Raw genomic sequence first — 25,343 nt, forward strand, 5'->3', positions numbered from 1 at the left:
AATATTCCGTAGTGCTGCCCGTCCGGCAGGCGTTACGGTGCAATTGAAAAGCAACCGATGACACATTTCCTGGATATTCATACCACGCCCGAAACCGACCTGCGCAAGATTATTGACGATGCACTTACCATGAAGGCCGCGCGAAAGGAGCGGCCCAAGGGTGCGCCAGATGATGATTTGCCGCTGAAGGACCACATGGTTGCCTTGATTTTTGAAAAACCCTCGACCCGTACCCGAGTGTCCTTTGATGTGGGGGTCCGTCAGATGGGTGGTCAGACAATGGTGCTGTCGGGTGCTGACATGCAGTTGGGCCACGGCGAAACCATTGCTGATACCGCGCGTGTGCTGAGCCGGTATGTCGATCTGATCATGATACGCACATTTGAGGAACAAACCTTGCTCGACATGGCTGAATATGCCAGCGTTCCGGTCATCAACGGGCTGACCAACCGTAGTCACCCCTGTCAGATCATGGCCGATATCATGACCTTCGAAGAACATAACGGTCCGATCAAAGGTAAAAAAGTCGTTTGGTCGGGCGACGGCAACAACGTTTTTGCCAGTTTTGCCCATGCCGCTCAGCAATTCGATTTTGAGTTGGTGTTCACCGGTCCGCCGCCGCTTGACCCGGAACCGGCGCTGCAAGGCATGTACTCGATCGAACGTGATCCTCATGCGGCAGTGCTGGGGGCGGATCTGGTCGTGACGGATACCTGGGTTTCCATGCATGATCCACAATCTGCCCGCGAACGGCGCCACAACCAGTTGCGGGGCTATCAGGTAAATGAATCCTTGATGGCCAAGGCCAAACCGGACGCGTTGTTCATGCATTGTTTGCCCGCCCACCGCGAGGACGAAGCGACATCGGCGGTGATGGATGGCCCGCATTCTGTGATCTTTGACGAGGCAGAGAACCGTCTGCATGCGCAAAAAGCAGTTATGCGTCACTGCCTTGGTAAATGACGACCCACATATCGTTGTTGCGGGCGCTGGCTCGGTCGGCTGTTTTGTGGGGGGGCTTCTTGCGGCTGCGGGACATGACGTCACGCTGTTGGTGCGCCCGCGAATCGCAGCGGAAATTCGTACCCACGGGCTGACCCTGACCGATCTTGAGGGGATGGCGGTGAATGTTGCTGCGGATGCAATTGGCATCAGCGAAGACCCGAAGTGTCTGGACTGTGCGGATATCGTGTTAGTGACCGTCAAATCACGCGATACCACAACGCTGGGCGACCTGATCGACCGCCATGCGGCCCGTGCCGCCAAGATCATCAGCCTGCAAAACGGTCTTTTCAACGGGACAAAGCTGCGCGAACTGCTGCCGGCCAGGGATGTACGCGCGGGGATGGTTCCTTTTAACATCGTGCCCATGGGGCAGGGGTGTTATCACCGCGCAGTTGAAGGCGATATTGTGATCGAGGCGGGACCGGGCGATCTGGCGCAACTCATGTCTGTGCCAGGATTGCCCTGTGCAGAAAGCCGCGAGATAGAGAACGTGCAATGGGGGAAGCTGCTGCTGAACCTCAACAATGCGTTGAATGCACTCAGTGGTTTGCCGCTGCAACGACAGCTCAGGGACCGCAACTGGCGCAAGCTGATGGCCGATCAATGGGTCGAGGCACTGACGGTTATTCAACGTCAGGGGATCCGGCCGGTGACTTCTACACCGGTTTCGGTGGCGATGATCCCATGGGTGTTGCGGCTACCGACGGGATTGTTCACCCGCGTAGCAGCAGCGATGCTCAAGATCGACCCGCAGGCACGTCTTTCGATGTCATATGACCTCATGGAGGGTCGATCCACCGAAATCGACTCGCTCCAGGGCGAGATCATGCGGATGGGGGCGGCGCAGGGTATGGCGACGCCAATCAATGCAATGGTGTATGATGTGATGCGCACGGCGGAACTGGCGGGAGAGGGTTTGCCCAACCTCACACCCCAGGCTTTGCGACGTGAGTTGGCAGAATACGAGCATCCCAAGGGTTAAGGTTCGGGCCTCTGGCCAAACGGATCATCAGGATAGGTTACATGTGCAAGATAGAGCCCATGTGGTGGGCTGACCGGTCCGCAGGCTGCCCGATCACGGGCCTCCAGTGCTGATTTCACATTCTGCGGAGTCCATGATCCGGTCCCGACCCGTTCAAGGGATCCGATAAAGCTGCGCACCTGGTTGTGCAGGAAGGAACGGGCGCGAACGTCAAAGTGATATTCGGTCCCCGCTGGTGTTTCGACCTGTTTAATGTCAAGCCGGTCAAGCGTTTTCACCGGACTTTCGGCCTGGCAAATGGTTGAACGAAAGGTGGTAAAGTCATGTTTTCCAACCAAAAACGATGCAGCTTCTTTCATGGCGTCAACATCCAGCTTCTTCTTGACCTGCCACACCAGTCCGGCCTGATGGGTGACAGGTGCGCGACGGCTGAGAATGCGAAAAAGATAGCGGCGTTCAGTGGCTGCGTATCTTGCGTGAAAGCTTTCGGACACAGCTGCACACTCCACAATTGCGATCGGTGCAGGCTTGAGATGATAGTTCAACGCCTCGGACAGGCGGAACACGTCCCAATTCCGTTGCAGATCACAATGGGCGACCTGCCCGAGGGCATGAACACCCTTGTCGGTCCGTCCGGCGGCGGCGATCATGTGCGGGCCCGGAGCAATCTTTGCCAAAGCGTCTTCGATGGTGCCTTGCACCGATTTCAGTTCCGTTTGACGTTGCCATCCCACATAGGGCGCGCCGTGGTATTCGATTTTCAGGGCAAAGCGATGCATGGCCAGCGCTCTAGCCTGCGTTATGGCTTCTGGCAATCCCCCAGTCGCGAACCTATGTTACAGGCAGAGACTGAAAAAGGCGGATACCGACTTGGTTATCACTCGCATTGCCGATGGCATCTGGCGTCAGATCGAAGCGGCGCAGGATACAATGTCCGAGACGTTGTTCGAGCCGGTGATCCGCTTGGGCGTCACGGGGCTTGCGCGGTCTGGAAAGACGGTATTCATCACCTCCTTGGTGGCGAATTTGTTGAACCGTGGGCGGATGCCGGGTCTGCTTGCGGCAAGTGAAGGGCGGATCGAAGCGGCCTTCTTGCAGCCCCAGCCAAATGACACCTTGCCGCGGTTCGATTATGAGACCCACCTCGCCGCACTGACGGGCAAATCTCCGCACTGGCCGGAAAGTACGCGTGCCATTTCCGAACTCCGGTTGTCGCTAAAGGTGCGACCCAATGGATTGCTTGCGGGTCTCAAGGGGCTGCGCACCGTGCATCTGGACATCGTTGATTATCCGGGCGAATGGCTGCTTGATCTGGGCCTGATGAACCAGAGTTATGAAGACTGGTCTGCTGAAACCCTTTCACGTATCAAGGACCGGAAATCTGCCAAAGAGTTCATGGAGTTGATTGGCAAAGTTAATCCTTTGCTTGAGCATGAGGAAAGTCTTGCCCAGGACCTGGCCAGACAGTTTGCAACCTATCTGAAAGCAGCGCGCGGCGAGGGGTTTTCGGACTGTACGCCGGGGCGTTTCTTGTTACCCGGTGACCTCGCGGGGTCGCCGGTGCTGACCTTTGCCCCAATTCCGGTTGAGGGAAGCGCCAGAAGGGGCAGTCTGCATCGCGAAATGGCGCGGCGCTTCGAGGCCTACAAACAACGTGTCGTACAGCCATTTTTTCGGGATCATTTTGCGCGGATCGACCGTCAGATTGTCCTGGTCGATGCGCTGGGTGCAATTCATGAGGGCCCGCAGGCTGTGGATGATCTGCGCCAGGCGATGCGCGAAATATTGAATGCTTTCCGGCCGGGCAGGAATTCTTTCCTGATGAATTTATTGGGTGGCAAAAGGGTTGAAAAGATCCTGTTCGCGGCAACCAAGGCAGATCATTTGCACCACAGTCAACATGGAAAGCTGAGTGCCATCATGGAAGCACTGATCCGTGAGGCACGCGACCACGCGCAATATGTCGGTGCCGGTACGGCCGCCATGGCGATCGCATCCTTGCGGGCAACGACCGAAGCTGTGATGGAACATGATGGCACCCCATTGAATGTGGTCCGCGGAACCTTGCTCGATACGGGGAAGGAGGCTGCGTTCTATCCTGGCGACTTGCCGTCGGACCCTGCGCATCTTCTAAATCCTGCACGGGGCGGCGCGATGAAATGGCTTGATCAGGATTATCAGGTCATGCGTTTTGCGCCGGCACCACTGGCCCTCAGACCGGGTGACGGGCCACCGCATATCCGGCTGGACCGGGCGGCGGAATTTTTGATTGGAGATCGGTTATGATCCAGCTTCGGGAAGCACGTAGCACGGATGCGGGCAAGGTCGGGGCGATCCTGACAGAGTTCGCCCAAGAGGCCGACTGGATGCCAAAGCTGCATACAGGGGCCGAGGACGTGGCCTATGCCGGTGTCATGATCGAACGCGGCTGGGTCAGCATTGCCATGCTTGACGGAGAGGTCGCGGGCTTTGCCGCCTGCGACGCTGGCGCGTTGGATGCCTTGTATGTCGCTGCAAAAGCACGCGGAAAGGGCCTGGGATCGACCTTGTTGCAGCACCTCCAGGGGGCCAATCCGGCGCTGACGTTGTGGACTTTTCAAGCCAATTTGCGCGCTCAGACTTTCTATGAAAAACACGGGTTTACTGAACAGGAGCGTACAAACGGAGCGCGAAATGACGAAGGTTTACCCGATATTCGCTTTCACTGGCGCAGGGAGGCGGAATAGTGGCGAGAGGACCGGTTCTTTTCGATCTTGAAGCCGATACAGCACCGCGTCCGGCGGTGACCGAGGCTCCGCCGGTGCCGGATGTACTCCAGTCGGTGCCACAGGGCCAGGCGATGCAGGCGGCAGCGAAGCTGGCCACAGGCAAGCCATCGCGTCTGATGCGTTGGTTCTGGAGGCTTCTTGCTACGTTGGTCGGGGCCTTTGTATCGATTGCGACCTGGAATTTCGTGACGGATTTGATGACCCGCACCCCCCTGCTGGGCTGGGTATTGGCAGGATTGCTGATTGCCTTTGTCGTGGTCTTGCTTTTGCTGTCAATGCGTGAACTGGCGGCTTTCAGCCGTCTGGCGCGCCTGGATGGATTGCGCCATGCGGCGGGTGAGGCGCGGGCGCAGAACGATCTGGGCGCAGCGCGGGCGGTTACGGACCGGCTCGTCAACCTGTACAAGGGACGGGAAGAAACCCGCTGGGCGCGTGACAGGCTGGCCGAACTGCGCGGTGACCAGTTGGATGCGGAGGGACTCCTTGCCTTGGCGGATGCGGAGTTGCTGGGACCGCTGGACAAGGCCGCGAAACGAGAAGTGGAAGCGGCTGCGCGGCAAGTCGCCTTGGTTACGGCTTTGGTGCCCCTGGCACTGGCGGATGTGGCGGCCGCGCTCACGGCGAATTTACGTATGATCCGCAGGATTGCCGAGATCTATGGCGGGCGATCCGGGTTTTTTGGCTCGTGGCGGCTGACTCGCGTGGTGTTGAGCCATCTGGTGGCAACTGGCGCGGTGGCCGTGGGTGATGATCTGCTGGAACCGATACTGGGCGGGACACTATTGGCCAAACTGTCGCGACGTTTTGGCGAGGGGCTGGTCAACGGGGCCTTGACCGCGCGAGTGGGTGTTGCGGCGATGGAAGTATGCCGGCCGCTGCCCTTTGCCGATGAAAAGAGGCCGAAGATACGCCGGATCATCAAGGAGGCCTTGGGTGGCCTGTTTAGCAAAGGCTGACCCAAAGGTGCAGGCAAGCCTGCATGCCACTATGATTTGAGGGCTCTGCCCTCAAACTCCCGCGGTATTTAAAGCCAAAAAGAGGAAGGGCTTGTGGCCTCAGTGGGCCAGGCCTATAAGCGCGGTATGACGCATCTGAGCTTCATCATTATTCGAATTATATCCCCGGCGCTCTGAGTTGATGAGACGCCGGGCAGAGGTGTTTGAGTTGCTCGCACCGTTTGAACCCTATTTATCCTCCTGTAATCCGAAGGACGCCTGACATGTGCGCCGATACGCCTGAAAGCCTTGACTATAAATCCACGCTGAACCTGCCAAAGACCGATTTCCCGATGCGGGCAGGATTGCCTAAACGCGAACCTGATTGGTTGGCGCGCTGGGAAAAGATCGGGGTTTATGAGCGTCTGCGCGAGAAACAGAACCGTGCGCCCTTTACGCTGCATGACGGGCCTCCTTACGCCAACGGGCATCTGCACATTGGTCATGCGCTGAACAAGACGATCAAGGACATGATCGTGCGTTCGCATCAGATGATGGGGCGTGATGCGCGATATATCCCGGGTTGGGATTGCCATGGTTTGCCGATCGAATGGAAGATCGAGGAACAGTACCGCAAGAAGGGCCGTGACAAGGACGAGGTGCCGATCAACGAATTCCGTGCCGAATGCCGTGCATTTGCGGCTGGTTGGGTCGACGTGCAGCGCGAGGAGTTCAAGCGGCTGGGCGTGCAGGGCAACTGGGCTGATCCGTATCTGACGATGGATTTCCATGCGGAGCGGGTGATTGCCGAGGAGTTCATGAAATTCCTGATGAACGGGACTTTGTATCAGGGGTCCAAGCCCGTGATGTGGTCACCGGTAGAGCAGACGGCGCTGGCCGAGGCTGAGGTGGAGTATCACGACAAGGAAAGTTTCACGATCTGGGTGAAATTCGAGGTGACCGATTTTGCCCTGCACGACTTGATGACGGGGGGGGAGGAAGGGTCCGTCGAGGACCGTCAGCCTGTCATAGAGGCAGAAGCGGAGGCGGCGAAGGATTTTGTTGGCGCAAATGTGGTGATCTGGACAACAACGCCCTGGACCATTCCATCGAACAAGGCGGTCGTGTTCGGAGAAAGCATTTCCTATGGTCTTTACGAGGTGACCGCGACGCCCGACGAATGTTGGGTGGTACCTGGGGAACGTTTCCTGTTGGCCGACAATCTGGCGGCGGATGTCTTTGCGCGGGCGCGGCTGGAAGAGGGTCAGTGGCGGCGGCTACGCGATGTCACGCCGGCGCAGTTGGCCGGGATGACCTTGAAGCATCCTTTGGCAGGCACCGAAGGCAGCAATAGCGAATGGGATGACAACCGTGATTTCCGTGCTGCCGATTTCGTGACGGATACAGAAGGCACGGGCTTTGTGCATTGTGCGCCGTCCCACGGCTTGGAGGAATACGAACTTTACCGCGATCTGGGCATGTTGGAGCAGGTTATCACCTACAACGTGAACCCTGACGGGCGATTCCGCGATGATCTGCCGTTTTTCGGTGGCAAGGCGATCCTCAAACCGAATGGCAAGGAGGGGAATGCGAACGCCGCCGTGATCGACAAGCTGGTCGAGGTGGATGGTTTGCTCGCCCGTGGCAAGATCAAGCACAGCTATCCGCATTCCTGGCGTTCCAAGGCACCGGTGATCTACCGCAACACGCCACAGTGGTTCGCCGCGATTGATAAACCTGTCGGCGACGGGCAGGATATGCACGGGACGACGATCCGCGAGCGGGCATTGAGAGAGATCGACAATGTGAACTGGACGCCGAAATCAGGGCGCAACCGGCTGCATGCGATGATGGAGGCGCGGCCCGACTGGGTGTTGAGCCGTCAGCGTGCCTGGGGGGTGCCGCTGACCTGTTTCACGCGCAAGGGAGTGTTGCCGACGGATGAAAACTTTCTTTTGCGCAATGCGGAAGTGAACGCCCGTATCGTCGAGGCATTCGAGGCCGAAGGTGCGGATGTCTGGTATGAGGACGGCGCGAAAGAGCGGTTCCTGAGCGGTATCGTTGATCCTGCGGAATATGACCAGGTAACAGACATTCTGGATGTCTGGTTTGACTCCGGCTCGACCCATGCGTTTACCCTGCGCGACCGCGAGGACGGCACCGAGGACGGTATCGCGGATGTCTATATGGAAGGCACTGACCAGCATCGCGGCTGGTTCCATTCCTCGCTGTTGCAATCGGTCGGCACCACCGGGCGTGCACCTTACCGCAATGTGGTGACGCATGGGTTCACGCTGGATGCGAAGGGCATGAAAATGTCCAAATCCATCGGCAACACCATCGTGCCGGAAAAAATTGTGCAGCAATATGGCGCGGATATTCTGCGGCTCTGGGTGGCGCAGACCGACTATACGCAGGATCAGCGGATTGGTGATGAGATCCTGAAAGGGGTGGCTGACAGCTATCGCCGTTTGCGCAATACGATGCGTTATATGTTGGGCTCTTTGAGCGACTTCAGCGAAGCGGACCGGGTGGAACCCCAGGATATGCCGGAACTGGAGAGGTTGATCCTGCACCGCGTGGCGGAGTTGGATAAGGTTGTACGGGATGGTTATGCCAAGTTCGACTTCCAGGGCGTATTCCAGGCGGTATTCACCTTTGCTACCGTTGATCTGAGCGCCTTTTATTTCGATATCCGCAAGGATGCGTTGTATTGTGACGGCGATACCCTGCGACGTCGTGCTGCGCGATCGGTGTTGGATATTCTGTTCCACCGACTGACCACATGGTTGGCACCGGTGCTGGTATTCACCATGGAAGAAGTCTGGCTGGAGCGGTTCCCAGGGGAGGGCAGCTCTGTTCATCTGGCGGATATTCCGGATACACCCAGTGAGTGGCTTAACCCAGATCTGGCATCGAAATGGGCCAAGGTTCGGGCGGCACGGCGGGTTGTTACCGCGGCACTTGAGGTCCAGCGGGTTGACAAGGTGATCGGTGCCTCCTTGGAAGCGGCACCAACTGTCTATGTCGCGGATGCGGAACAACGGGAAGCCTTGGAAAGCGTGTCCTTCGAGGATGTCAGCATCACTTCAGATGTGACAATCAGCGGCGATGCTGCGCCCGAGGGTGCCTTTGTGATGCCAGAAGTAGAGGGTGTTTCGGTGGTCTTTGGCAAGGCGCAAGGGGCGAAATGTGCACGTTGTTGGAAGGTTCTGCCGGATGTGGGGACGCATAAACACGAAGGCGTCTGCGGACGTTGTGATGCGGCGGTGTCCGACCTCAGCTCAGGGGAAAATGCGTAAAACCATAGTTCCCGCAAGTTTCGGATTGAGACCCTGTACCTGACGGTGCAGGGTCTTTTCATGTTGAAACGTACTGTCCCAACGCCCTTTGGCGATCTTACCCTTGTCGAAGAAGACGGGGCCATCACGGCGCTGGAATGGGCTTGCGTGGCGCATCTGGACCAATCTGACCTGCTGGACGAGGCCGCGGCACAGCTTGAGGCTTATGCCTGCGGAAAGCGCGAAGTGTTTGATCTGCCGCTGCGCGTCGCAGGATCGCGGTTTCAACAAGACGTATGTGACGTGATGTCTGTCATCCCCTTCGGTTTTACCCGTACCTATGGTGAAATCGCCAAGGAACTGGGCGTTCCGGCCCAGGCAGTTGGTCAGGCCTGTGGCGGCAATCCGATTCCGGTGCTCATTCCCTGTCACCGTGTGATGGGAGCCAAAGGGCTGACCGGATTTTCCGGGCGCGGGGGTGTTGAGACCAAGGTGGCCCTTCTGCGACACGAAGGGGCCGCGGGGCTGTTGATCTAGCAATCAGGCAAGAGGAGCGGTGTCGAGGCACCGGCGCGATATACGGCGGCGAGGTGACGCCTGTGTGGCGTTATGCCGATGTTTCCTTGGGTTCGGTCAATTGCTGCACAGCGCCGGCACCGACGAGATAGAGTGAGGTCATGACAAGGCCGAAATGTGCCCAGCTTTCGGGATGGAAATCGACAAGAGCGGCCCATCCTGCGAAAAATACCCATGCCAGGGCCATGGGCAGTGTGACCAGTCGCCAACGTTCGGTGCGGACCGGATGCACGAATTTGATCGGTGCGAACATTGTTACCGACAGGACGGTTACAATGATGAGACAGACCCACCAAACCGGCGACAGGGCAAAGAGTACAAGCACCAGCATGTTAAAACATCCGGGGAAACCCCAAAAGGAATTATCTTTTGTTTTCATGCGTGTATCGCAGAAATACATGGCCGAAGCAAAGGTCACGATGATGATCATCATCCAGCCGCTCCAGCCGTCCATCAACCCGGATTTGAACAGGGCAAAGGCAGGAATGAAAACATAGGTCAGATAATCGATGATCAAGTCCAGAAGGACACCATCGAACTGGGGTGCATTGGTTTTTACGTCATAGCGGCGCGCCAGCGGACCGTCGATGCCGTCAACAAAGAACGCGACGACCAACCAGAAAAACATCATGTCCCATTTTTCATCTACTGCGGCGAGCATTGCCAGCATGGCGAAAACTGCACCGGTGGCTGTGAACAAGTGAACGAGGAGGGCGCGCATCTGGACTGTCATGCGCCCTTATGTCGCAAATCTGGGGAGGGGATGGAAGAGGTGAAAAGTTGCGGGGGAACAAAGCAAGGATGCTCAATGCCAAACCTGTAAACAACCCTATCAACAAATTAATGTATTTTAATGTATGGTTGTCGACTCTGTCCGATCTTTTGAGCCTGCAAAACCTGCCGAGAATTATTGAGAGCGTCAGCATCTCTGGCGTGGATAGAAACCCTGCTTGATAGGCTTGTGATTTGCTGAATGATCGAATGTGCATTGGTGCCCTCTGCTTCGATCTTGATGTGCAGGACTGCAATGGCTATGACGCCGAACTTCTGTTCAATCAGGTTTTGTTGAAGGATGGCGCGATCACGCCGACGCTGGTCTAGGCAAAGATTGCAATCCGTTCTGAAAACACAATCAGATCGGCCGGGATCCTGCAAAGACCGTTTGAAAGCTCAGGTAGTGATTGGCGGTTTCATGATGATTGACAGGTCATCGCTTGTGGATCGTATCCCCACTATCACTTGACCCCTCCTGCGATTCCCACTAAAGCCAGCGAACAAGTTTCAGGGTCGCATTGCGCGGCCCCTTTTATGTGTTGCGCCGAGGGTCGGTTGTCACACCACTAAAGCAAAAGGATATGCGCCATGTCTCGCGTCTGCGAATTGACCGGAAAAGGCCCGATGACGGGCAACAACGTAAGCCACGCGAACAATAAGACGCGCCGTCGGTTCTTGCCCAACCTGAACGACACCACGCTTCAGTCCGAAGCATTGGGACGTTCCTTCAAGCTGCGCATTTCTGCCCATGCTCTGCGTTCGGTTGATCACCGTGGCGGTCTGGATAAATTCCTGGCCAAGGCAAAGGACACAGAACTGTCCGCCAACGCGCTCAAGATAAAGAAGGCAATTGCGAAATCCGGTTCAGAAGCTGACGCGCTGACCTGAACACCGCAAATATCCGATGTTACATGCAACCCCGGACCGGCGCGTCCGGGGTTGCGTCGTTTTGTCTCTCGTTTTCACGTATGGGTTTGGCTAAATCTTGCGCCATGATGCGGATCTTACTGTCTTTTTGTTTGATGCTGGTGCTGGTATCTACGTCACACGCGGCGGCCTTGGCAAAGGGCGCAGCAGTGGCAACAGGCCAGATGGTGATCTGCAACGGTAACGGCACGATACTTGTCTACACCGATGCAGATGGCGCGCCGACTGCCGCGCCGCTCATCTGTCCGGATTGCATCGCCAATGTGGCGCTGATTGAGGTTCCCGTAATCGCAAAAGCGCCTTCGCGCATTGTAACGTTGGTGATTTCCACCGCCCTTGGCGCGCAACTGGTACCGGTCTCGATACGCCTTGGACCACAACCGCGCGCGCCTCCCGTCTTTGCCTGATCTCATTTTGCAAATCAGACAAACAAGGAAAAACAGATGAAAGTTTCTCAAATTGTTGCGGCCGGCATTGCCGTGCTTGCGCTAGGCACTTCGGTTGCTTTGGCCGATGGTATCGAGATCAAAGACGCCTATGTGCGCAGTTCGACACCGACTTCCAAAACCGGTGCTGCATTTATGACGCTGATGAACAACGGCGATACGGATGATAGATTGGTTGCTGTTTCCAGCGCTGTGGCCAATAGGGTCGAATTGCACACACACAGACAAAGCGCGGATGGTGTCATGCAGATGATGGAGATCGAAGGTGGTATCGTGGTGCCTGCCGGCGGGATGCATCTACTCAAGCGTGGCGGTGATCATGTGATGTTCATGGGCCTGACTGCGCCATTGGTCCAAGGCGAAGATGTGGAGGTTATCATGACATTTGAACAGGCAGGTGACGTTGAAGTGACCATTCCCGTAGATCATGATCGCAAGCCTGAACACCGTGCCTTGGATCATTCAAAACAAGACTAAGGATTGGCGGTGGGCCGTTTGCCCACCGTCATTTGCCCAACAGTTCGTCCACCCATTTTCTGACCGTTTGGGATGCTGGACCGGTCCTGTGTTCCGCAAATTGATTTCCTACCGCCGATTCTTCTAGATTGAATTCAATGGTATGCGCTCCGTTGCTCCGCGCTTCGGCCACGAAACCGGCAGCAGGATAAACGTTGCCCGAGGTGCCGATCGCAGCAAAGATGTCGGCTTGGGCAAGATGATCGAACAGCCTCTCCATGTCGTAAGGCATTTCCCCGAACCAGACGATGTCAGGCCGTGCAGCGGGTGCCTTGCAAGAAGGGCAGGTATCACCGGCTTGCATAACCATGGGCGCTGGCCAGCGATGACCACAGGACGCACAGAGCGCACCTTTGAGATGCCCGTGCATGTGATAGAGAGTCTGGGTGCCGCCCCGTTCATGCAAGTCATCGACGTTTTGGGTGATGACCACAACCTCGCCGTCATATTCGGCTTCCAACTGAGCCAATGCCTTGTGAGCCGCGTTGGGCGAAACCTCGGCCGCCTGTGCACGTCGGGCGTTGTAGAAATTCACCACAAGTTCAGGATCGCGCATAAAACCCTCGGGCGTGGCCACATCTTCGACGCGATGTTGTGCCCAAAGCCCGTCTTCGGCGCGAAACGTTTCGATTCCGCTTTCGGCTGAGATGCCGGCACCGGTCAGAATAACGATCTTGCTCATGTGCAGGGGCTCCTTGCGGTATGGCGTTCAGATGCTTGGGCAGTCGTGACGGACCTGAAGTATGTGAAAGCATTGAGGCACTGCGTCAAGGGGCAGGTTTGTTGTGGCCTGGCCTTGCGGCGAGGCGCGTTTGATCGCAATTTGGGTGAACTATGGAGGGACCATCATGAAAATTGCCACCGCGGCCTATCCTTTGGATGTGCTCACATCCTGGGCGCACTATGAGGACAAGCTGGCCACCTGGGTTGCAGAGGCCGCGGCAGAGAGCGCGGAACTGCTGGTTTTCCCAGAATATGGCGCATTGGAACTGGCAACTCTTGATGGGCTGGACGTGGCCAGTGATCTGGAGAAATCACTTTTTGCGACTTCAGACAGGATCCCGGATACAGATGCTTTACATCTTCGACTGGCAGCAGAATATGGTGTGCACATCATTGCGGCGTCGGCTCCCGCAGCGACGACCTCGCGCCCGGTAAACCGGGCAAGGTTGATCACCCCCACAGGTCAGGTCGGGGTGCAGGACAAACAGATCATGACCCGTTTTGAAGATGAAGTCTGGGGTGTGACCCCCGGAAATGCCTTGCAGGTGTTTGATACGGTTCTGGGCAAGATCGGTATTCTGATCTGTTATGACAGCGAATTTCCTCTGTTGGGGCATGCACTTAGAGAATGTGATGTAATCTGCGTCCCCAGTGTCACCGAAACTTTGGGGGGATATTGGCGTGTGCGCATCGGATCGATGGCGCGGGCATTGGAAAATCAATGTGTCACGGCGATGTCATCGGTGGTCGGTCCGGCGAATTGGTCAGAGGCGCTGGGCAATTCTTTTGGTGCGGGCGGCATATTCACCCCACCTGACAAGGGCCTTCCACAGAATGGTGTGCTTGCCGAAGGTGTGTTAAACCAACCCGGCTGGACCTATGGCGAAATTGATCTGGGCCATATCGCAGAAGTGCGCCGCGACGGTATTGTGCTGAACCGCAACCACTGGCAACATCAAATCGGGCGTGATACCCCTGCGACACTCGTGCGATTGCGCTGAATAGCCCTTGAAAATTGCTGCGGATGCGCTCATTTAAGCGCGGAACCCCGAATTTCGGGGTGAGTCTGTTTAGGAGAGACCATGGCCAAGGAAGATACGCTCGAATTTCCCGGTGTCGTTAAGGAACTCCTGCCTAACGCGACGTTTCGGGTCGAGCTTGAGAACGGCCATGAGATCATCGCGCATACGGCGGGCAAGATGCGTAAAAACCGCATCCGCGTTCTGGCTGGCGACAAGGTACAAGTCGAAATGACCCCATATGATCTGACCAAAGGTCGGATCAACTATCGTTTCAAATAGGACGACAGCAGTCGTGATCCGCGCTGTTCTGGCGCGGATCGGGGCGGAGCACCCCGTATGATGCAATTTATCCTCGGTTCAGGCTCCCCGCGCCGACTAGAGCTTCTCGCCCAAATGGGCGTGGTGCCCGATGCCGTGCAGGCACCCGACATCGATGAAACCCCCGAAAAAGCGGAATTGCCGCGCCCCTATTGCGGGCGTATGGCACGAGAAAAGGTCGCGGCGGTGCCGGCCGGTCCGCAGGATATTGTGCTTTGTGCAGATACCACCGTTGCATTGGGCCGTCGTATCCTGGGCAAACCTTCGGATGTGATGGAGGCAGAGGCGTTTTTGCGAATGCTGTCAGGGCGGCGCCACAAGGTGATCACCGCCGTTGCCGTCAAAAAAGGTGACAAGATCTGGGAACGCGACGTGCAGTCATTCGTCAAGATGAAGTCATTGTCCGAGTTGGAGATCAAAGCCTATCTTGCCAGCAACGACTGGCAGGGAAAGGCGGGGGGATACGGTATCCAGGGGCCTGCCGGCGCGATGATCCCCTGGATCAGCGGTTCCTTCACCGGCATCGTTGGCTTGCCGCTCGCGGAAACTGCAAACCTGCTGGTTGCAGCAGGGTATCCCTTGCACAGAGGCACCATATGAAGGGGCGCACGATTATTCTGGACCATCTCGGCGAGGTCGAAGCTGCTGCCCTCATGGTCGATGGCAAGCTGGATGATCTCTTGGTCGACAGCGACGCACCGCGTCCAGGCACGGTGTACCGTGCGATTGCGGACCGTCCGGTAAAGGGACAGGGCGGCATGTTCCTGAAAACCCCGGATGGATCGGCGTTTCTACGTCAGATCAAAGGGCTGGCACCGGGGCAACCAATCCTTGTGCAGGTCTCAGGCTATGCCGAACCGGGCAAGGCGATCCCCGTGACGAATAAACTATTGTTCAAAAGCCGCTATGCCATAGTCACACCAGAGGCGCCGGGTCTCAATATTTCGCGCAGCATTCGCGACGAAGAGGAACGTGACCGTCTTTTGGAAATCGCCCATGACGTTGCGGGCGAAACCAGCTATGGTGTGATCTTGCGTTCATCCTGCCTTGGTGTAGACGGAGAAGAAATCGAATCCGATATCGCTGCGATGCTGGATCTCGCCGGAACAATTCTGGACGACAGGTCGGCGGATATGGACCTTTTGGTTCAGGGGGATGGTCCTCATGTGCTTGCGTGGCGCGAATGGACTGCGCCGGCCGAAGTCGTTACCGAGAGTGGCGGGTTTGACAGCCACGGGGTGCTTGACGCGCTTGAAGATGCCAAAGGCATTGCCGTGGGACTTAGCGGTGGTGCGTTCATGTATGTCGAAGCGACACGCGCCCTGATTGCCATTGATGTCAACACAGGCAACGACGCTTCGCTCGCAGCGGGGATCAAGGCGAATATGGCCTGCGCACGTTTGCTGCCACGCGCCCTGCGGGTGAGGGGTTTGGGGGGGCAAATCACACTCGATCTTGCCCCGATGCCCAAAAAGGAACGACGCCCTTTCGAAAACGCCCTGCGGGCCGCATTTCGCAGTGATGACGTGGAAACGACGCTGGTGGGCTGGACCCCTCTGGGCCATTATGAGCTTCAGCGAAAAAGATCCCGTGCAGCTTTGAATGAGGTCCTTGGATGAGCTGTCCTATGTGTCGCGCAACGACCAATCCCAAGTATCGCCCGTTCTGTTCGCGCCGTTGTGCTGATCTGGATCTTGCCAAGTGGTTTAATGGCTCCTATGCGACACCGTCGCGTGATCCCGAAGATATTGAGGCCGCGATCGAACTAACTGAAGCTGCTGAAGAGCCATTGCAGAAAAAACATTAAGTCGGCCATTTGGCCGTGGCTGGCACAGCCGTCATGAACATGCTCGGCCTGTCACTTGTAGGGTAGGGAAGCTGGGTGGCGTGATCGCGATGGCCCGTGCCCGATGAAGATCGCCAAACCCCTATAGCGATGCTTCGAAAAGTTGTTGGGTGTAGGGGTGGCGCGCATCCATTTTGCGTAGCGCGGCCACGCTCATGATTTCGACAATTTCACCGCTTTTCATCACGGCAAGACGATCACACATGTGGCCAACGACAGAAAGATCATGCGAAACCATCAGGTAGGTCAATCCACGCGCCGCGCGCAAATCAGTCAACAGGTTCAGGATTTCAGCCTGAACCGACACATCCAGAGCCGAGGTTGGCTCATCCAGCAACAGCAATTCGGGTTCGGGGGCAAGGGCACGGGCAATGGCGACCCTTTGGCGCTGCCCACCGGAAAGTTGATGCGGGTAGCGAAAGCGGAATTTCTGACCCAGCCCGACATCATCAAGTAGTTTCACCACCCGGTTGTCGATGTCCTGAAAGCCGTGCAAATGAAGGGTTTCTCCCAATACCTGATCGACAGAATGGCGTGGATGCAATGAAGCGTAAGGGTCCTGAAAAACCATCTGGACCTGCTTGTAAAAAGACTTGGGGCGCCTCTTGGAGATCGTTTGACCCTCAATGCTCAGAGTGCCGGACCAGTCAGGGGCCAATCCGGTGATGGCACGCAAGATGGTGGATTTACCTGACCCGCTTTCGCCTACCAAACCGAAACTTTCGCCCCGCGCCACGGCGAAGGTTGCGTTTTTAACCGCATCAACGCGCTGTTGATGTTTGCCGAACCAAACGTTCAGCCCGTCTACTTCCAACATACTCATATCCGACCACTCACACTTGGAGCTTCCGACCATTCAGGATCGCGTTGCAATACTTCCAACCGCTTGCTGGGAGCATCCAGACGAGGCAGAGAGTTCAACAAACCGCGGGTATAGGGGTGTTGCGCATCGTGCAGTTTGTCAGCATCGCATACCTCGACCACGCGACCTGCGTACATGATCAAGACGCGGTCGCAAAAATCGGCTACGAGGTTCAGGTCATGGCTGATAAAGATCAGGCCCATACCGCGTTCCTTGACCAGCTTGTCCATAATATCAAGTACCTGACGTTGCACCGATACATCCAAGGCCGAAGTCGGTTCGTCCGCAATGAGGATTTCGGGATTCGGGATCAACATCATTGCGATCATGATGCGCTGGCCCATGCCGCCCGACATTTCATGTGGATAGGCCCGCATCACCCGTTCAGGGCTGCTGATCGAAACCGCCTCCAGCATTTCTATGGATTTACGATAGGCGTCGCCCTTGGAAACGGCATTATGCAGGCGATAGGCTTCGATGATCTGGTCACCAATGGTCATTACGGGATTCAGGGAAAATTTGGGATCCTGCATCACCATGCTGATCCGTTGACCGCGCACGGCTCGCATTTCCTTTTCCGATTTTGTTTGCAGGTCAATACCGTCAAGTTTGATGTGATCTGCCTCGACGATCCCAGGCTTGCGGATCAGGCGCAAAATGGCGCGGCCGGTCATCGACTTTCCTGACCCGCTTTCGCCCACAATGCCAAGTCGTTCGCGCCCGAGCGTAAAGGATACACCGCGCACGGCGTCAAAGATGCCATGCCGCGAGGGAAATTTGACCCACAAGTTTTCTACATCAAGAAGGGTATTCATCATTCGCCTGCCTTTGGATCAAGTACGTCGCGCAGGCCATCGCCCAACAGGTTGAACGCCAGGGAGACCGTAAAAATGGCGAGGCCGGGAACCGTAGCGACCCACCAGTGATCAAGAATGAAGCGCCGTCCTTCTGAAATCATCGCGCCCCACTCGGGGCTGGGTGGCTGTGCGCCAAGCCCCAAGAACCCCAGCCCGGCCGCGGCAAGGATGATGCCTGCCATATCCAGCGTGACCCGCACAATCAGAGAGGAAATACACAATGGCCAGATATGTTTGGTGATGATGCGCAAGGCCCCGGCACCCTGCAATTTGATCGCGCTGATGTAGTCGGAGGATCGGATCGTCAGGGTTTCGGCTCTTGAAATCCGCGCATAGGGCGGCCAGGCCGTCAACGAAATTGCCAGAACGGCATTTTCGATGCCCGCCCCCAATGCCGCGACAAAGGCCAAGGCCAGAACCAACCGTGGAAATGCGAGGAAGATGTCGGTGATGCGCATCAGGATGGCATCGGTCCAGCCACCTACATAGCCCGATACCGTGCCGACCAGCAGCCCGACGATCGGGGCGATCAGAGCAACAAGTGCCACGATATAGAGGGTGATCCGCGTCCCGTAAATCAGACGGGACAATATATCGCGCCCAAGGCTGTCGGTTCCAAAGACATGGCCTTCTACTCCGAGAGGGGCAAGTCGGTTGCCCAGATCCTGTACAAAGGGATCGTAGGGGGCCAGCAGAGGTGCGGCCGCCGCAACAAACAACATCGCCACCAAGATGCCCAGACCGATCATGGCCATGGTGTTGGAACGCAAGGTCAGCCAACCTTTGTAGAATGCTGAAATTTTGGCATGCCGACGTGACGTCGGGGTTTCGGTGAGAAGCCACTGGCGTAGCGTTTGAGTCTCAGACATCTGGGAACCGCCCTTCTATTTCGCTCGGGGGTCAAAGATCTTGTAAAGAAGATCCGAAAATATATTGAGAAGGATAAAGATCAATCCAACGACCACTGTACCGCCCATCACGGCATTCATATCAGCGCTGAGCAAGGCGGTCGTGATGTAGCTGCCGATCCCCGGCCAGCTAAAGATGATCTCTGTCAGGACGGAACCTTCCAGCAGGCCTGCATAGCTCAGGGCGATGACGGTTATCAACTGCACTCGGATATTCTTGAAGGCATGTTTCCACACTACGTTCCATTCGGACATGCCTTTGACCCGGGCGGTGGTGACGTATTCCGCACTGAGTTGTTCCAGCATGAAGGATCGTGTCATCCGGCTGATATAGGCCAGTGAATAATACCCAAGAAGGGAGGCGGGCAATATGATGTGGCTGAAGGCGTCTTTGAAAACGGCCCAATTACCATCTATGATGGAGTCGACCAGGATCATTCCGGTGACGGATGGCACTACATCAACGTAAAAGATGCCGACACGGCCTGGTCCGCCGACCCAACCCAGAATGCCGTAAAAGATGAGCAAGCCGATAAGGCCAAGCCAAAAGATTGGCATGGAATATCCAATCAATGCCACCACGCGGGCGATCTGGTCGATCCATTTCCCCTGGTTGACGGCGGCGAGAACACCCAATGGCACACCTAAAACAATCCCGAAGAATATCCCAATGGTTGCCAATTCCAGCGTGGCAGGAAAGACGCGTGCGATGTCTTCCGCGACGGGTCTGGCGTTCAACAGGGAGGTGCCAAAGTCGAGATGGATCACGTCCCATAAATAATACAGAAATTGTACCAGCAGCGGCTTGTCCAGGCCAAGCTGCAGATAGACGGCATCATAATTCGCCTGCGAGGCGCGTTCCCCGACGATGGAGAGCACCGGGTCAATCGGCATGATGCGCCCGATGACAAAGGTGACCAGCAGTAACCCCAACAAGGTGACGATGATTGAGGTCAAGGTGCCGAGAATAACCTTTACCGTAGGTCCGAACCTATGAAAAAGAGGCGCCCGGATAGGGCGCCCCTCGCTGTTGTTTTCGCTCAGGGCCATTTACTTGGTGACCTGCCAATATGCAGCGGAAGAGACCGCCTGCCCGGTCGAGAAGTTCATCACATTGTCACGCATTGCGGATTGTTCGATCCGCTGGAACATCACGATGAACGGGGATGTCTCGCGAAATTCCTGCTGGATTTCCTGATACATCTGGATCCGCTTGTCACGATCTCCTTCGGTGACGGCCGCTTCGACCTTGGCGTTCATCTCATCGCTGACATCCCATGCGGTACGCCATGCCAGAAGGCCTGTCGCATTGGCTTCGTCAGAGTTGTCAGGGTTGTATGCAAAGGTACCGGCGTTGGTCTGTGGATCAGGATAATCCGGTCCCCAGATGCCGACATACATATCCAGTTCACGTGAACGGTAGCGTCCGAGAATTTGCTTGGCTGTACCAACTGTGATGTTCAGTTTGATACCAACCTGAGCCAAGGTGTTCTGCATGGTTTGCGCAATTTCGATCCGCTCTTGTGCTTCGCGGACGCCTGCTTCGATTTCCAGGCCTTCAACGCCTGCCTCAGCCAGAAGTTCTTTGGCCTTTTCGATGTTCAGCGAAAAGGGATTTTCCTTTGATGCGCCAAGATAGGTCGCAGGCAAGAAGTTCTGGTGTGTCGTATACTGACCTTTCAGAAAGCTGTCCTGCATGCCTGCATAATCGACAAGATACTTGAACGCCTGACGTACTTCGGGCTTGGATAGGACAGGGTGCTTGCCGTTAAGGGCAAGATACATCAATTGGCCTTTCAGTTCGTCTTCGACCTTGATTCCACCTGCAGCGGTTGCACCCGAGATGTCTTCCGGGTTCAGGTTGCGAGCGATGTCAATATCGCCACGCTCAAGCAGCAAGCGCTGCGAGGCACTTTCGGTGACGTGGCGCACGATGACCCGTTCCATTGTCGGCTTTTCGCCCGAATAGTTCGGGTTCAACGACAGTGTCACGCTGTCATTTGGCTTCCAGCTGTCCAATTTGTAGGGGCCGGAACCAGCAGAGTTTGTCTTGAGCCATGTGTTGCCCATGTCCCCGTCTACTTCGTTTGCCATTACGGTTTTCTTGTCGACAACCGCACCAATGGTTGCAGTCAGACAGTTCAGAATGAACGAAGTAGCGTATTTCTTGTCCGTTGTGATGGTAAGGGTGTTGCCATCGGCCTTGATTGTTTCTGCAACGTTTTCCGGCGTAAAGCCAAACTGCGTCAGAATGAAGGATGGCGTCTTGTTCAGAATCACCGCGCGCTGCAACGAGAATGCGGCATCTTCGGCTGTGACAGGGTTGCCTGATTCGAAAGTGTTGCCTTCTTTCATGGTAAAGGTGATGGACTTGCCATCTTCCGAAACGGTCCAGCTTTCGGCCAAACCCGGTTTGTATCCCGCATCCAGATCCAAAGGATCAAGGTAGACAAGACGGTTGTAAATATTGCGGCTGACGTCTGAGCCGGCAAATTCAAAACTCTCCGCGGGGTCAATCGTGATGATGTCATCAATCCGGTTGGCAATAACAAGCATGTTTGCGGGTGTTTCGGCATATGCCGCCAAGGACGACATGCTGACCGCAGCGCCAATCGCCACACCTGTCAATAGTCGGTTGAATACATTCATTTAAGAACCTCTCCTTTTCGTTGGTATTAATACACGTTTGGTCGGCGGGCTATTCCCCCCAGGTTTTTTCCAATACGCGCAGCCAGTTTTTGTGGCAGAGTTTGGCAATCAAAGCATCGTCGTAGCCGTGCCCTTTCATCGCATGCCGCAGTGTGGGCAGACCAGCACAGGAGGTCAAGTCTTGTGGCACGACTGCGCCGTCATAGTCCGACCCCAAGCCAACCCGATCTTCGCCCAACTGCTCCATCAGATGATCCAGATGCCGCAACATCTGTTCAAGTGGCACATCGGCAAGCATCTTTCCATCTTCGCGCAGGAATGCGACCGCGAAATTCAACCCGACCATGCCGTCACTCTCTTTGATCGCGGCGAGCTGCTTGTCGGTCAGATTTCTGCTGTGCGGACAAATCGCATGGGCATTGGAATGCGTTGCGACCAATGGTTTGGTTGAATGCCTGGCAACATCCCAGAATCCGGCTTCGTTCAGATGAGACAGGTCCACCATTATCCCGAGGTCGTTACACCGCTTGATCAACTTTCTACCATTTTCTGTCAGCCCGTCACCGATGTCGGGTGTGCTTGGATAGCGGAACGGGACACCATGTCCAAAAATGGTTGAACGGCTCCAGACCGGGCCGATAGAACGCAGCCCCGCTTGGTACAGTATGTCTAGCGTGTTGAGATCCGCATCTATCCCTTCGGCCCCTTCGATGTGAAAAATTGCCGCCATCTTTCCGGTCTTCAGGGTTTCATCCAACTGGGCGGCTGTCCGGCAAACTGTCAGCGCCCCGCGTCTTTCCAGATCGAACAGAATCGCCGCTTGCGCCATGACTACGGGAAATGCGTCCTGATAGGTGATGGGTGCAGGCAGGGGCAGATCATAGGCTGCTTTGGTCATCTCCTCCATTTTGTCGTCCAGATCGTAGGGAGAGGGCACATAGACAGCAAAGAAGCCACCACCAAACCCACCGGCAGTTGCCGAAACCACGTCTATGGCACCGGCACGTCCGGTCAGGAAACCATCACAAGCAGAGGTGCCGCCGGCCTGATATAGTTTCAAGAGAACATCGTTGTGCCCGTCAAAAACAACAGGTGAAGTAGGATCTTGCATGGATTGCTTCCTTCGCTTTTGGGCGCAGGTTAGATAGACGGTTTACCTTTTGCCAGAGCGTTGCAGAAAAATTTCCCCAGGCGAATGAGTTGGGATTTTAGTTCCCGTGCGTCGATCAGGACGTGCGAACAAACGATGTGGCACAGCGGGAAAGGCGCAGTTCGCTCATGACCGCCAGCCAAGCAGTCGGCGCTCGATCAGGCCGATCACCATACTGAGAATGACACCCAGTAGCGAGAGGATCACCACACCCGCAAAGAGCCGTTCCAAATCATATAATGAGCCAGCCTCAAGGATATAGGCACCAATCCCATATTCGGCTCCCAACATTTCCGCTGCCACCAGCAGAATAATGGCAATTGCCAAGGAAATGCGCAGACCCGACAGGATTCCGGGCATGGCACCGGGCAGCACGATCTTGCGCACGATTGAAAACCAGGACAGCCCAAAACTCTGGCCCATTCTGATCAGCGACCTGTCAACATTGTCGACCGCGCCATAGGTGGCAACAACCGTCGGCGTAAACGTCCCGAAGGCAATCAGCGCATATTTCGAGGCCTCGTCGATACCGAACCAGATCACAAATAGCGGCAGCAGCGCGATTTTTGGAATCGGGAACAATGCAGCGACCAGAGGAACAAGCCCGGCACGGATGTAAGAGAACAACCCGATCAAGACACCAACGCCAATGCCGACCGTTGCCCCGATTGACGCCCCCACGGCGAGCCGGCCCAGCGACGGCGCAAGATGTTTGTACAACAGCCCACTTTCCCAAAGTTCACCGAAGGTGGCCAGAACGTCAGAGGGTTTCGGTAGTGTCAAAGCAGAGATCCAACCAATGCGGGTGCCTATTTCCATTAGTGTGATCAGAACAATAAAGACGACGACACCAACCCACCGGCGCGGTTTTGGTGCAAAGCCGCCGCCGCGAAACCGGACCTCAATGGGGGCTTTGACGGGAGCGGGATCAGACATCTAGCAATTCCTCATCTGCCGCGCGGGCTTCTTCACGCATCAAGCCCCAGAGATGTTTTTGAATGCTCTCAAGATCGGTATCGCCATATGCACGATCGAGAAGGGGCTTGTCGATCTCGACAACTTCGCGAATTTCTCCGGGTCTGCGCGAGAGCACGACGATGCGATGTCCCAGGCGAACCGCTTCGGCCAGGTTATGTGTTACATAGGCTGCGGTGAAAGGTTGCCTTGTCCACAGTGCCACAAGGTCATCCATCAGCAACTCACGCGTTTGGCTGTCCAGTGCCGAGAGGGGTTCATCCATCAACATCACTGCCGGATTGACGATCAAAGCTCTTGCGATGGCGACGCGTTGCTTCATGCCGCCTGACAATTGTCGGGGCAGGGCGTGACCGAAATCACTGAGTTTGGTACGCGCCAATACATCTGAAATGATGCTGTCGGCCCGTGCACCGCGAATGCCGTGATCCTCAAGCACAAGCGAGATATTGCCGCGCACCGTGCGCCAGGGCAGCAATGCAAAATCCTGAAAGACAAAGGTCAATGGGTTGAGACACCCCTGCGGTGGTGCGCCCAGCTGCAGGACGCGGCCTTTGGTTGGGCGTTCCAGCCCGCCCATGAGGCGCAGCAAAGTGGATTTTCCGCAGCCCGAAGGCCCGACCAGACAAACGATCCGACCGGTAGGAACATCCAGGGAAATATCGCGCAACACTTCCGTGTCGCCGTAGGAATGACTGATTGCGTCCAGGCGAATATCCATCAAAGCGGTCCTTGAAATTCGGCGGACCGGCCGCGCCAATGGCAACGGCCGGCCAAAAGTGAAGACTAGGCTTTGAAGGTTTCGACGTAGCTCGTGTCGACAAAGGTATCCAGCGTGATCGAAGCATCGATCAGGCCTTCGGACTGAAACCAGCTCAGCTGATCCTGAACCGATGCGATGTTCAGGCGTGCTCCCTCGTTCAGACGCATCGTGCCATTGATGATGGAGGGCGCCGCTTTCTCGCGCGGGCGGTCTGTGTAGACATATTTATGAATCAGATCGACCATTTCGTTCACGCCTTCCTCACCGCCGGACTTGTCGATCATCGCCGCGTTATAGTCAGTGACACCCTTGCTAAAGGCACCCAGGAAATCGGTGGTTTGCTCACGTTCGTTGTCTGCATTCTGCGCCGAGGTAAAGACAGTGGTGACTTGATAGTTAGGCAAGTAATCCGACACATTTCCGATGATGTGGACTGCACCCGATCCTGCAAGCGGTTTGGCGATATGGGGGACGATGGACCAGGCGTCTATCTGACCGGATTTCAATGCGCCGATGATTGCGCCAACTTTCTGCAGGGGGGTAAAGGAAACTTCGATGCCTTCGGCCTGCGCAATTTTGGACCCCATGTAATGAAACGACGATCCGGCTGTTGAAATTCCGAACTTTTTACCCGCCAGCGCCGCAGGTGTGGTGAGACCGGCCTTGAACGCTGCATCCGAGGCCAGGATTTTTTGGCCGTCGATGCCCGGTTCCTCGCTCAATGCGCCACCAATGACTTTTATCGCGCCTTTGTCAGCCAAAGAGATTAGCCCGCCGGAAATGGCGGTAACCGCATAATCCACATCACCCGATGCAATGGCGACGGCCATAGGCTGTGCCGCCTGGAAAAACCGAAGCTCGACATCAAGACCGGCATCAGCGAAATAGTTACGCTCTGCCGCGATAAAGCTCGCCGCATGCGAAGTGAAACGCAGCGCGCCCACAACGATCTTTTTGTTTTGTGCAAGTGCCGGTGCGGCAAGCCCGGTTGCCGTTGCGGCCCCAATCAGCCCCATGGTCTGACGTCTGTTGAATTTGATCATTGGATCCTCCCTGAATG

28 protein-coding genes are annotated in these 25,343 nt (G+C 56.1%); 16 read left to right on the forward strand and 12 right to left on the reverse strand.

Annotated elements, in window-relative coordinates; translation table 11 throughout:
• Window positions 1-57: 57 nt before the first annotated feature.
• Together argF and OS190_RS05390 are read left to right on the forward strand one after the other, a co-directional pair.
• Window positions 58-963 carry an ornithine carbamoyltransferase gene (gene argF, locus OS190_RS05385; protein WP_267157642.1) on the forward strand — a complete coding sequence of 302 codons (906 nt, stop codon included), beginning with the start codon at window positions 58-60 and terminating at the stop codon, window positions 961-963.
• A complete protein-coding gene (locus OS190_RS05390; RefSeq protein WP_267157643.1) occupies window positions 923-1,987 on the forward strand; it encodes a 2-dehydropantoate 2-reductase in 1,065 nt (354 codons plus the stop codon). The genes argF and OS190_RS05390 overlap by 41 nt, the downstream gene beginning before the upstream one ends.
• Here the strand turns inward: OS190_RS05390 and truA are convergent.
• Window positions 1,984-2,766, reverse strand: coding sequence for a tRNA pseudouridine(38-40) synthase TruA (truA, locus tag OS190_RS05395; RefSeq protein ID WP_267157644.1), 783 nt, complete (start codon window positions 2,764-2,766; stop codon window positions 1,984-1,986). The genes OS190_RS05390 and truA overlap by 4 nt on opposite strands.
• Before the next feature lie 91 nt (window positions 2,767-2,857).
• On the opposite strand from truA, the gene OS190_RS05400 reads away from it, so the two are divergent.
• The 5 genes from OS190_RS05400 (at window position 2,858) to OS190_RS05420 (ending at window position 9,508) form a co-directional block, all read left to right on the forward strand.
• Entirely contained in the window at window positions 2,858-4,273 is a 1,416-nt protein-coding gene (locus tag OS190_RS05400; RefSeq protein ID WP_267157645.1) for a YcjX family GTP-binding protein, read from the forward strand.
• Window positions 4,270-4,713 (forward strand): GNAT family N-acetyltransferase, encoded by a 444-nt coding sequence (locus tag OS190_RS05405; protein WP_267157646.1) that lies wholly within the window; start codon window positions 4,270-4,272, stop codon window positions 4,711-4,713. Before OS190_RS05400 ends, OS190_RS05405 begins: the two co-directional genes overlap by 4 nt.
• A complete protein-coding gene (locus OS190_RS05410; RefSeq protein ID WP_267157647.1) occupies window positions 4,713-5,711 on the forward strand; it encodes a YcjF family protein in 999 nt (332 codons plus the stop codon). The genes OS190_RS05405 and OS190_RS05410 overlap by 1 nt, the downstream gene beginning before the upstream one ends.
• A gap of 263 nt (window positions 5,712-5,974) precedes the next feature.
• A complete protein-coding gene (gene ileS / locus OS190_RS05415) occupies window positions 5,975-8,992 on the forward strand; it encodes an isoleucine--tRNA ligase (RefSeq protein ID WP_267157648.1) in 3,018 nt (1,005 codons plus the stop codon).
• A gap of 60 nt (window positions 8,993-9,052) precedes the next feature.
• Window positions 9,053-9,508: a methylated-DNA--[protein]-cysteine S-methyltransferase gene (locus OS190_RS05420; RefSeq protein WP_267157649.1), complete on the forward strand. Its 456-nt coding sequence runs from the start codon at window positions 9,053-9,055 to the stop codon at window positions 9,506-9,508.
• Between the two features lie 70 nt (window positions 9,509-9,578).
• Here the strand turns inward: OS190_RS05420 and OS190_RS05425 are convergent, their stop codons facing one another.
• Window positions 9,579-10,280, reverse strand: coding sequence for a CDP-alcohol phosphatidyltransferase family protein (locus OS190_RS05425; protein ID WP_267157650.1), 702 nt, complete (start codon window positions 10,278-10,280; stop codon window positions 9,579-9,581).
• Between the two features lie 233 nt (window positions 10,281-10,513).
• On the opposite strand from OS190_RS05425, the gene OS190_RS05430 reads away from it, so the two are divergent.
• The 4 genes from OS190_RS05430 to OS190_RS05445 all read left to right on the forward strand — a co-directional run bounded on the left by OS190_RS05430 (window position 10,514) and on the right by OS190_RS05445 (window position 12,171).
• Complete coding sequence (locus OS190_RS05430; RefSeq protein ID WP_267157651.1) at window positions 10,514-10,648, forward strand: hypothetical protein; 135 nt, start codon at window positions 10,514-10,516, stop codon at window positions 10,646-10,648.
• Between the two features lie 261 nt (window positions 10,649-10,909).
• Window positions 10,910-11,209, forward strand: a complete 300-nt coding sequence (rpmB, locus tag OS190_RS05435) for a 50S ribosomal protein L28 (RefSeq protein ID WP_267157652.1) — start codon at window positions 10,910-10,912, stop codon at window positions 11,207-11,209.
• A 104-nt stretch (window positions 11,210-11,313) separates the two neighbouring features.
• Window positions 11,314-11,655, forward strand: a complete 342-nt coding sequence (locus OS190_RS05440) for a hypothetical protein (RefSeq protein WP_267157653.1) — start codon at window positions 11,314-11,316, stop codon at window positions 11,653-11,655.
• A gap of 36 nt (window positions 11,656-11,691) precedes the next feature.
• A complete protein-coding gene (locus OS190_RS05445) occupies window positions 11,692-12,171 on the forward strand; it encodes a copper chaperone PCu(A)C (RefSeq protein ID WP_267157654.1) in 480 nt (159 codons plus the stop codon).
• Between the two features lie 28 nt (window positions 12,172-12,199).
• On the opposite strand, the gene OS190_RS05450 is transcribed toward OS190_RS05445, so the two are convergent.
• Window positions 12,200-12,892, reverse strand: coding sequence for an NAD-dependent deacylase (locus tag OS190_RS05450; RefSeq protein ID WP_267157655.1), 693 nt, complete (start codon window positions 12,890-12,892; stop codon window positions 12,200-12,202).
• Window positions 12,893-13,058: 166 nt separating this feature from the next.
• Here OS190_RS05450 and OS190_RS05455 point away from each other — a divergent pair, with 166 nt between their 5' ends.
• From OS190_RS05455 to OS190_RS05475, 5 genes are all read left to right on the forward strand, one after another.
• The gene (locus OS190_RS05455) at window positions 13,059-13,934 is read left to right on the forward strand and encodes a carbon-nitrogen hydrolase family protein (protein WP_267157656.1); all 876 of its coding nucleotides are present in this window, start codon (window positions 13,059-13,061) and stop codon (window positions 13,932-13,934) included.
• Between the two features lie 81 nt (window positions 13,935-14,015).
• A complete protein-coding gene (gene infA, locus OS190_RS05460) occupies window positions 14,016-14,234 on the forward strand; it encodes a translation initiation factor IF-1 (protein ID WP_005978431.1) in 219 nt (72 codons plus the stop codon).
• Between the two features lie 60 nt (window positions 14,235-14,294).
• Window positions 14,295-14,873, forward strand: a complete 579-nt coding sequence (locus OS190_RS05465; RefSeq protein WP_267158302.1) for a Maf family protein — start codon at window positions 14,295-14,297, stop codon at window positions 14,871-14,873.
• Window positions 14,870-15,892 carry a ribonuclease E/G gene (locus tag OS190_RS05470; protein ID WP_267157657.1) on the forward strand — a complete coding sequence of 341 codons (1,023 nt, stop codon included), beginning with the start codon at window positions 14,870-14,872 and terminating at the stop codon, window positions 15,890-15,892. Before OS190_RS05465 ends, OS190_RS05470 begins: the two co-directional genes overlap by 4 nt.
• Complete coding sequence (locus OS190_RS05475) at window positions 15,889-16,080, forward strand: DNA gyrase inhibitor YacG (protein ID WP_267157658.1); 192 nt, start codon at window positions 15,889-15,891, stop codon at window positions 16,078-16,080. The genes OS190_RS05470 and OS190_RS05475 overlap by 4 nt, the downstream gene beginning before the upstream one ends.
• 121 nt (window positions 16,081-16,201) lie before the next feature.
• On the opposite strand, the gene OS190_RS05480 is transcribed toward OS190_RS05475, so the two are convergent.
• The 9 genes from OS190_RS05480 to OS190_RS05520 all read right to left on the reverse strand — a co-directional run bounded on the left by OS190_RS05480 (window position 16,202) and on the right by OS190_RS05520 (window position 25,326).
• Window positions 16,202-16,942: an ABC transporter ATP-binding protein gene (locus OS190_RS05480; protein WP_267157659.1), complete on the reverse strand. Its 741-nt coding sequence runs from the start codon at window positions 16,940-16,942 to the stop codon at window positions 16,202-16,204.
• The gene (locus tag OS190_RS05485; protein WP_267158303.1) at window positions 16,939-17,796 is read right to left on the reverse strand and encodes an ABC transporter ATP-binding protein; all 858 of its coding nucleotides are present in this window, start codon (window positions 17,794-17,796) and stop codon (window positions 16,939-16,941) included. Before OS190_RS05485 ends, OS190_RS05480 begins: the two co-directional genes overlap by 4 nt.
• Window positions 17,796-18,707, reverse strand: a complete 912-nt coding sequence (locus OS190_RS05490) for an ABC transporter permease (RefSeq protein WP_267157660.1) — start codon at window positions 18,705-18,707, stop codon at window positions 17,796-17,798. The genes OS190_RS05485 and OS190_RS05490 overlap by 1 nt, the downstream gene beginning before the upstream one ends.
• 15 nt (window positions 18,708-18,722) lie before the next feature.
• A complete protein-coding gene (locus tag OS190_RS05495) occupies window positions 18,723-19,796 on the reverse strand; it encodes an ABC transporter permease (protein ID WP_267157661.1) in 1,074 nt (357 codons plus the stop codon).
• Complete coding sequence (locus tag OS190_RS05500; RefSeq protein WP_267157662.1) at window positions 19,797-21,395, reverse strand: ABC transporter substrate-binding protein; 1,599 nt, start codon at window positions 21,393-21,395, stop codon at window positions 19,797-19,799.
• Between the two features lie 49 nt (window positions 21,396-21,444).
• Window positions 21,445-22,506 (reverse strand): dipeptidase, encoded by a 1,062-nt coding sequence (locus tag OS190_RS05505; RefSeq protein ID WP_267157663.1) that lies wholly within the window; start codon window positions 22,504-22,506, stop codon window positions 21,445-21,447.
• Between the two features lie 165 nt (window positions 22,507-22,671).
• Window positions 22,672-23,481, reverse strand: coding sequence for an ABC transporter permease (locus OS190_RS05510; RefSeq protein WP_267157664.1), 810 nt, complete (start codon window positions 23,479-23,481; stop codon window positions 22,672-22,674).
• Window positions 23,474-24,241, reverse strand: coding sequence for an ABC transporter ATP-binding protein (locus OS190_RS05515; protein ID WP_267157665.1), 768 nt, complete (start codon window positions 24,239-24,241; stop codon window positions 23,474-23,476). The genes OS190_RS05510 and OS190_RS05515 overlap by 8 nt, the downstream gene beginning before the upstream one ends.
• Before the next feature lie 65 nt (window positions 24,242-24,306).
• The gene (locus OS190_RS05520) at window positions 24,307-25,326 is read right to left on the reverse strand and encodes an ABC transporter substrate-binding protein (RefSeq protein ID WP_267157666.1); all 1,020 of its coding nucleotides are present in this window, start codon (window positions 25,324-25,326) and stop codon (window positions 24,307-24,309) included.
• Window positions 25,327-25,343: the final 17 nt, after the last annotated feature.

The sequence above is a fragment of the Sulfitobacter sp. F26204 genome (assembly GCF_026410305.1).
Lineage (GTDB): Bacteria > Pseudomonadota > Alphaproteobacteria > Rhodobacterales > Rhodobacteraceae > Sulfitobacter.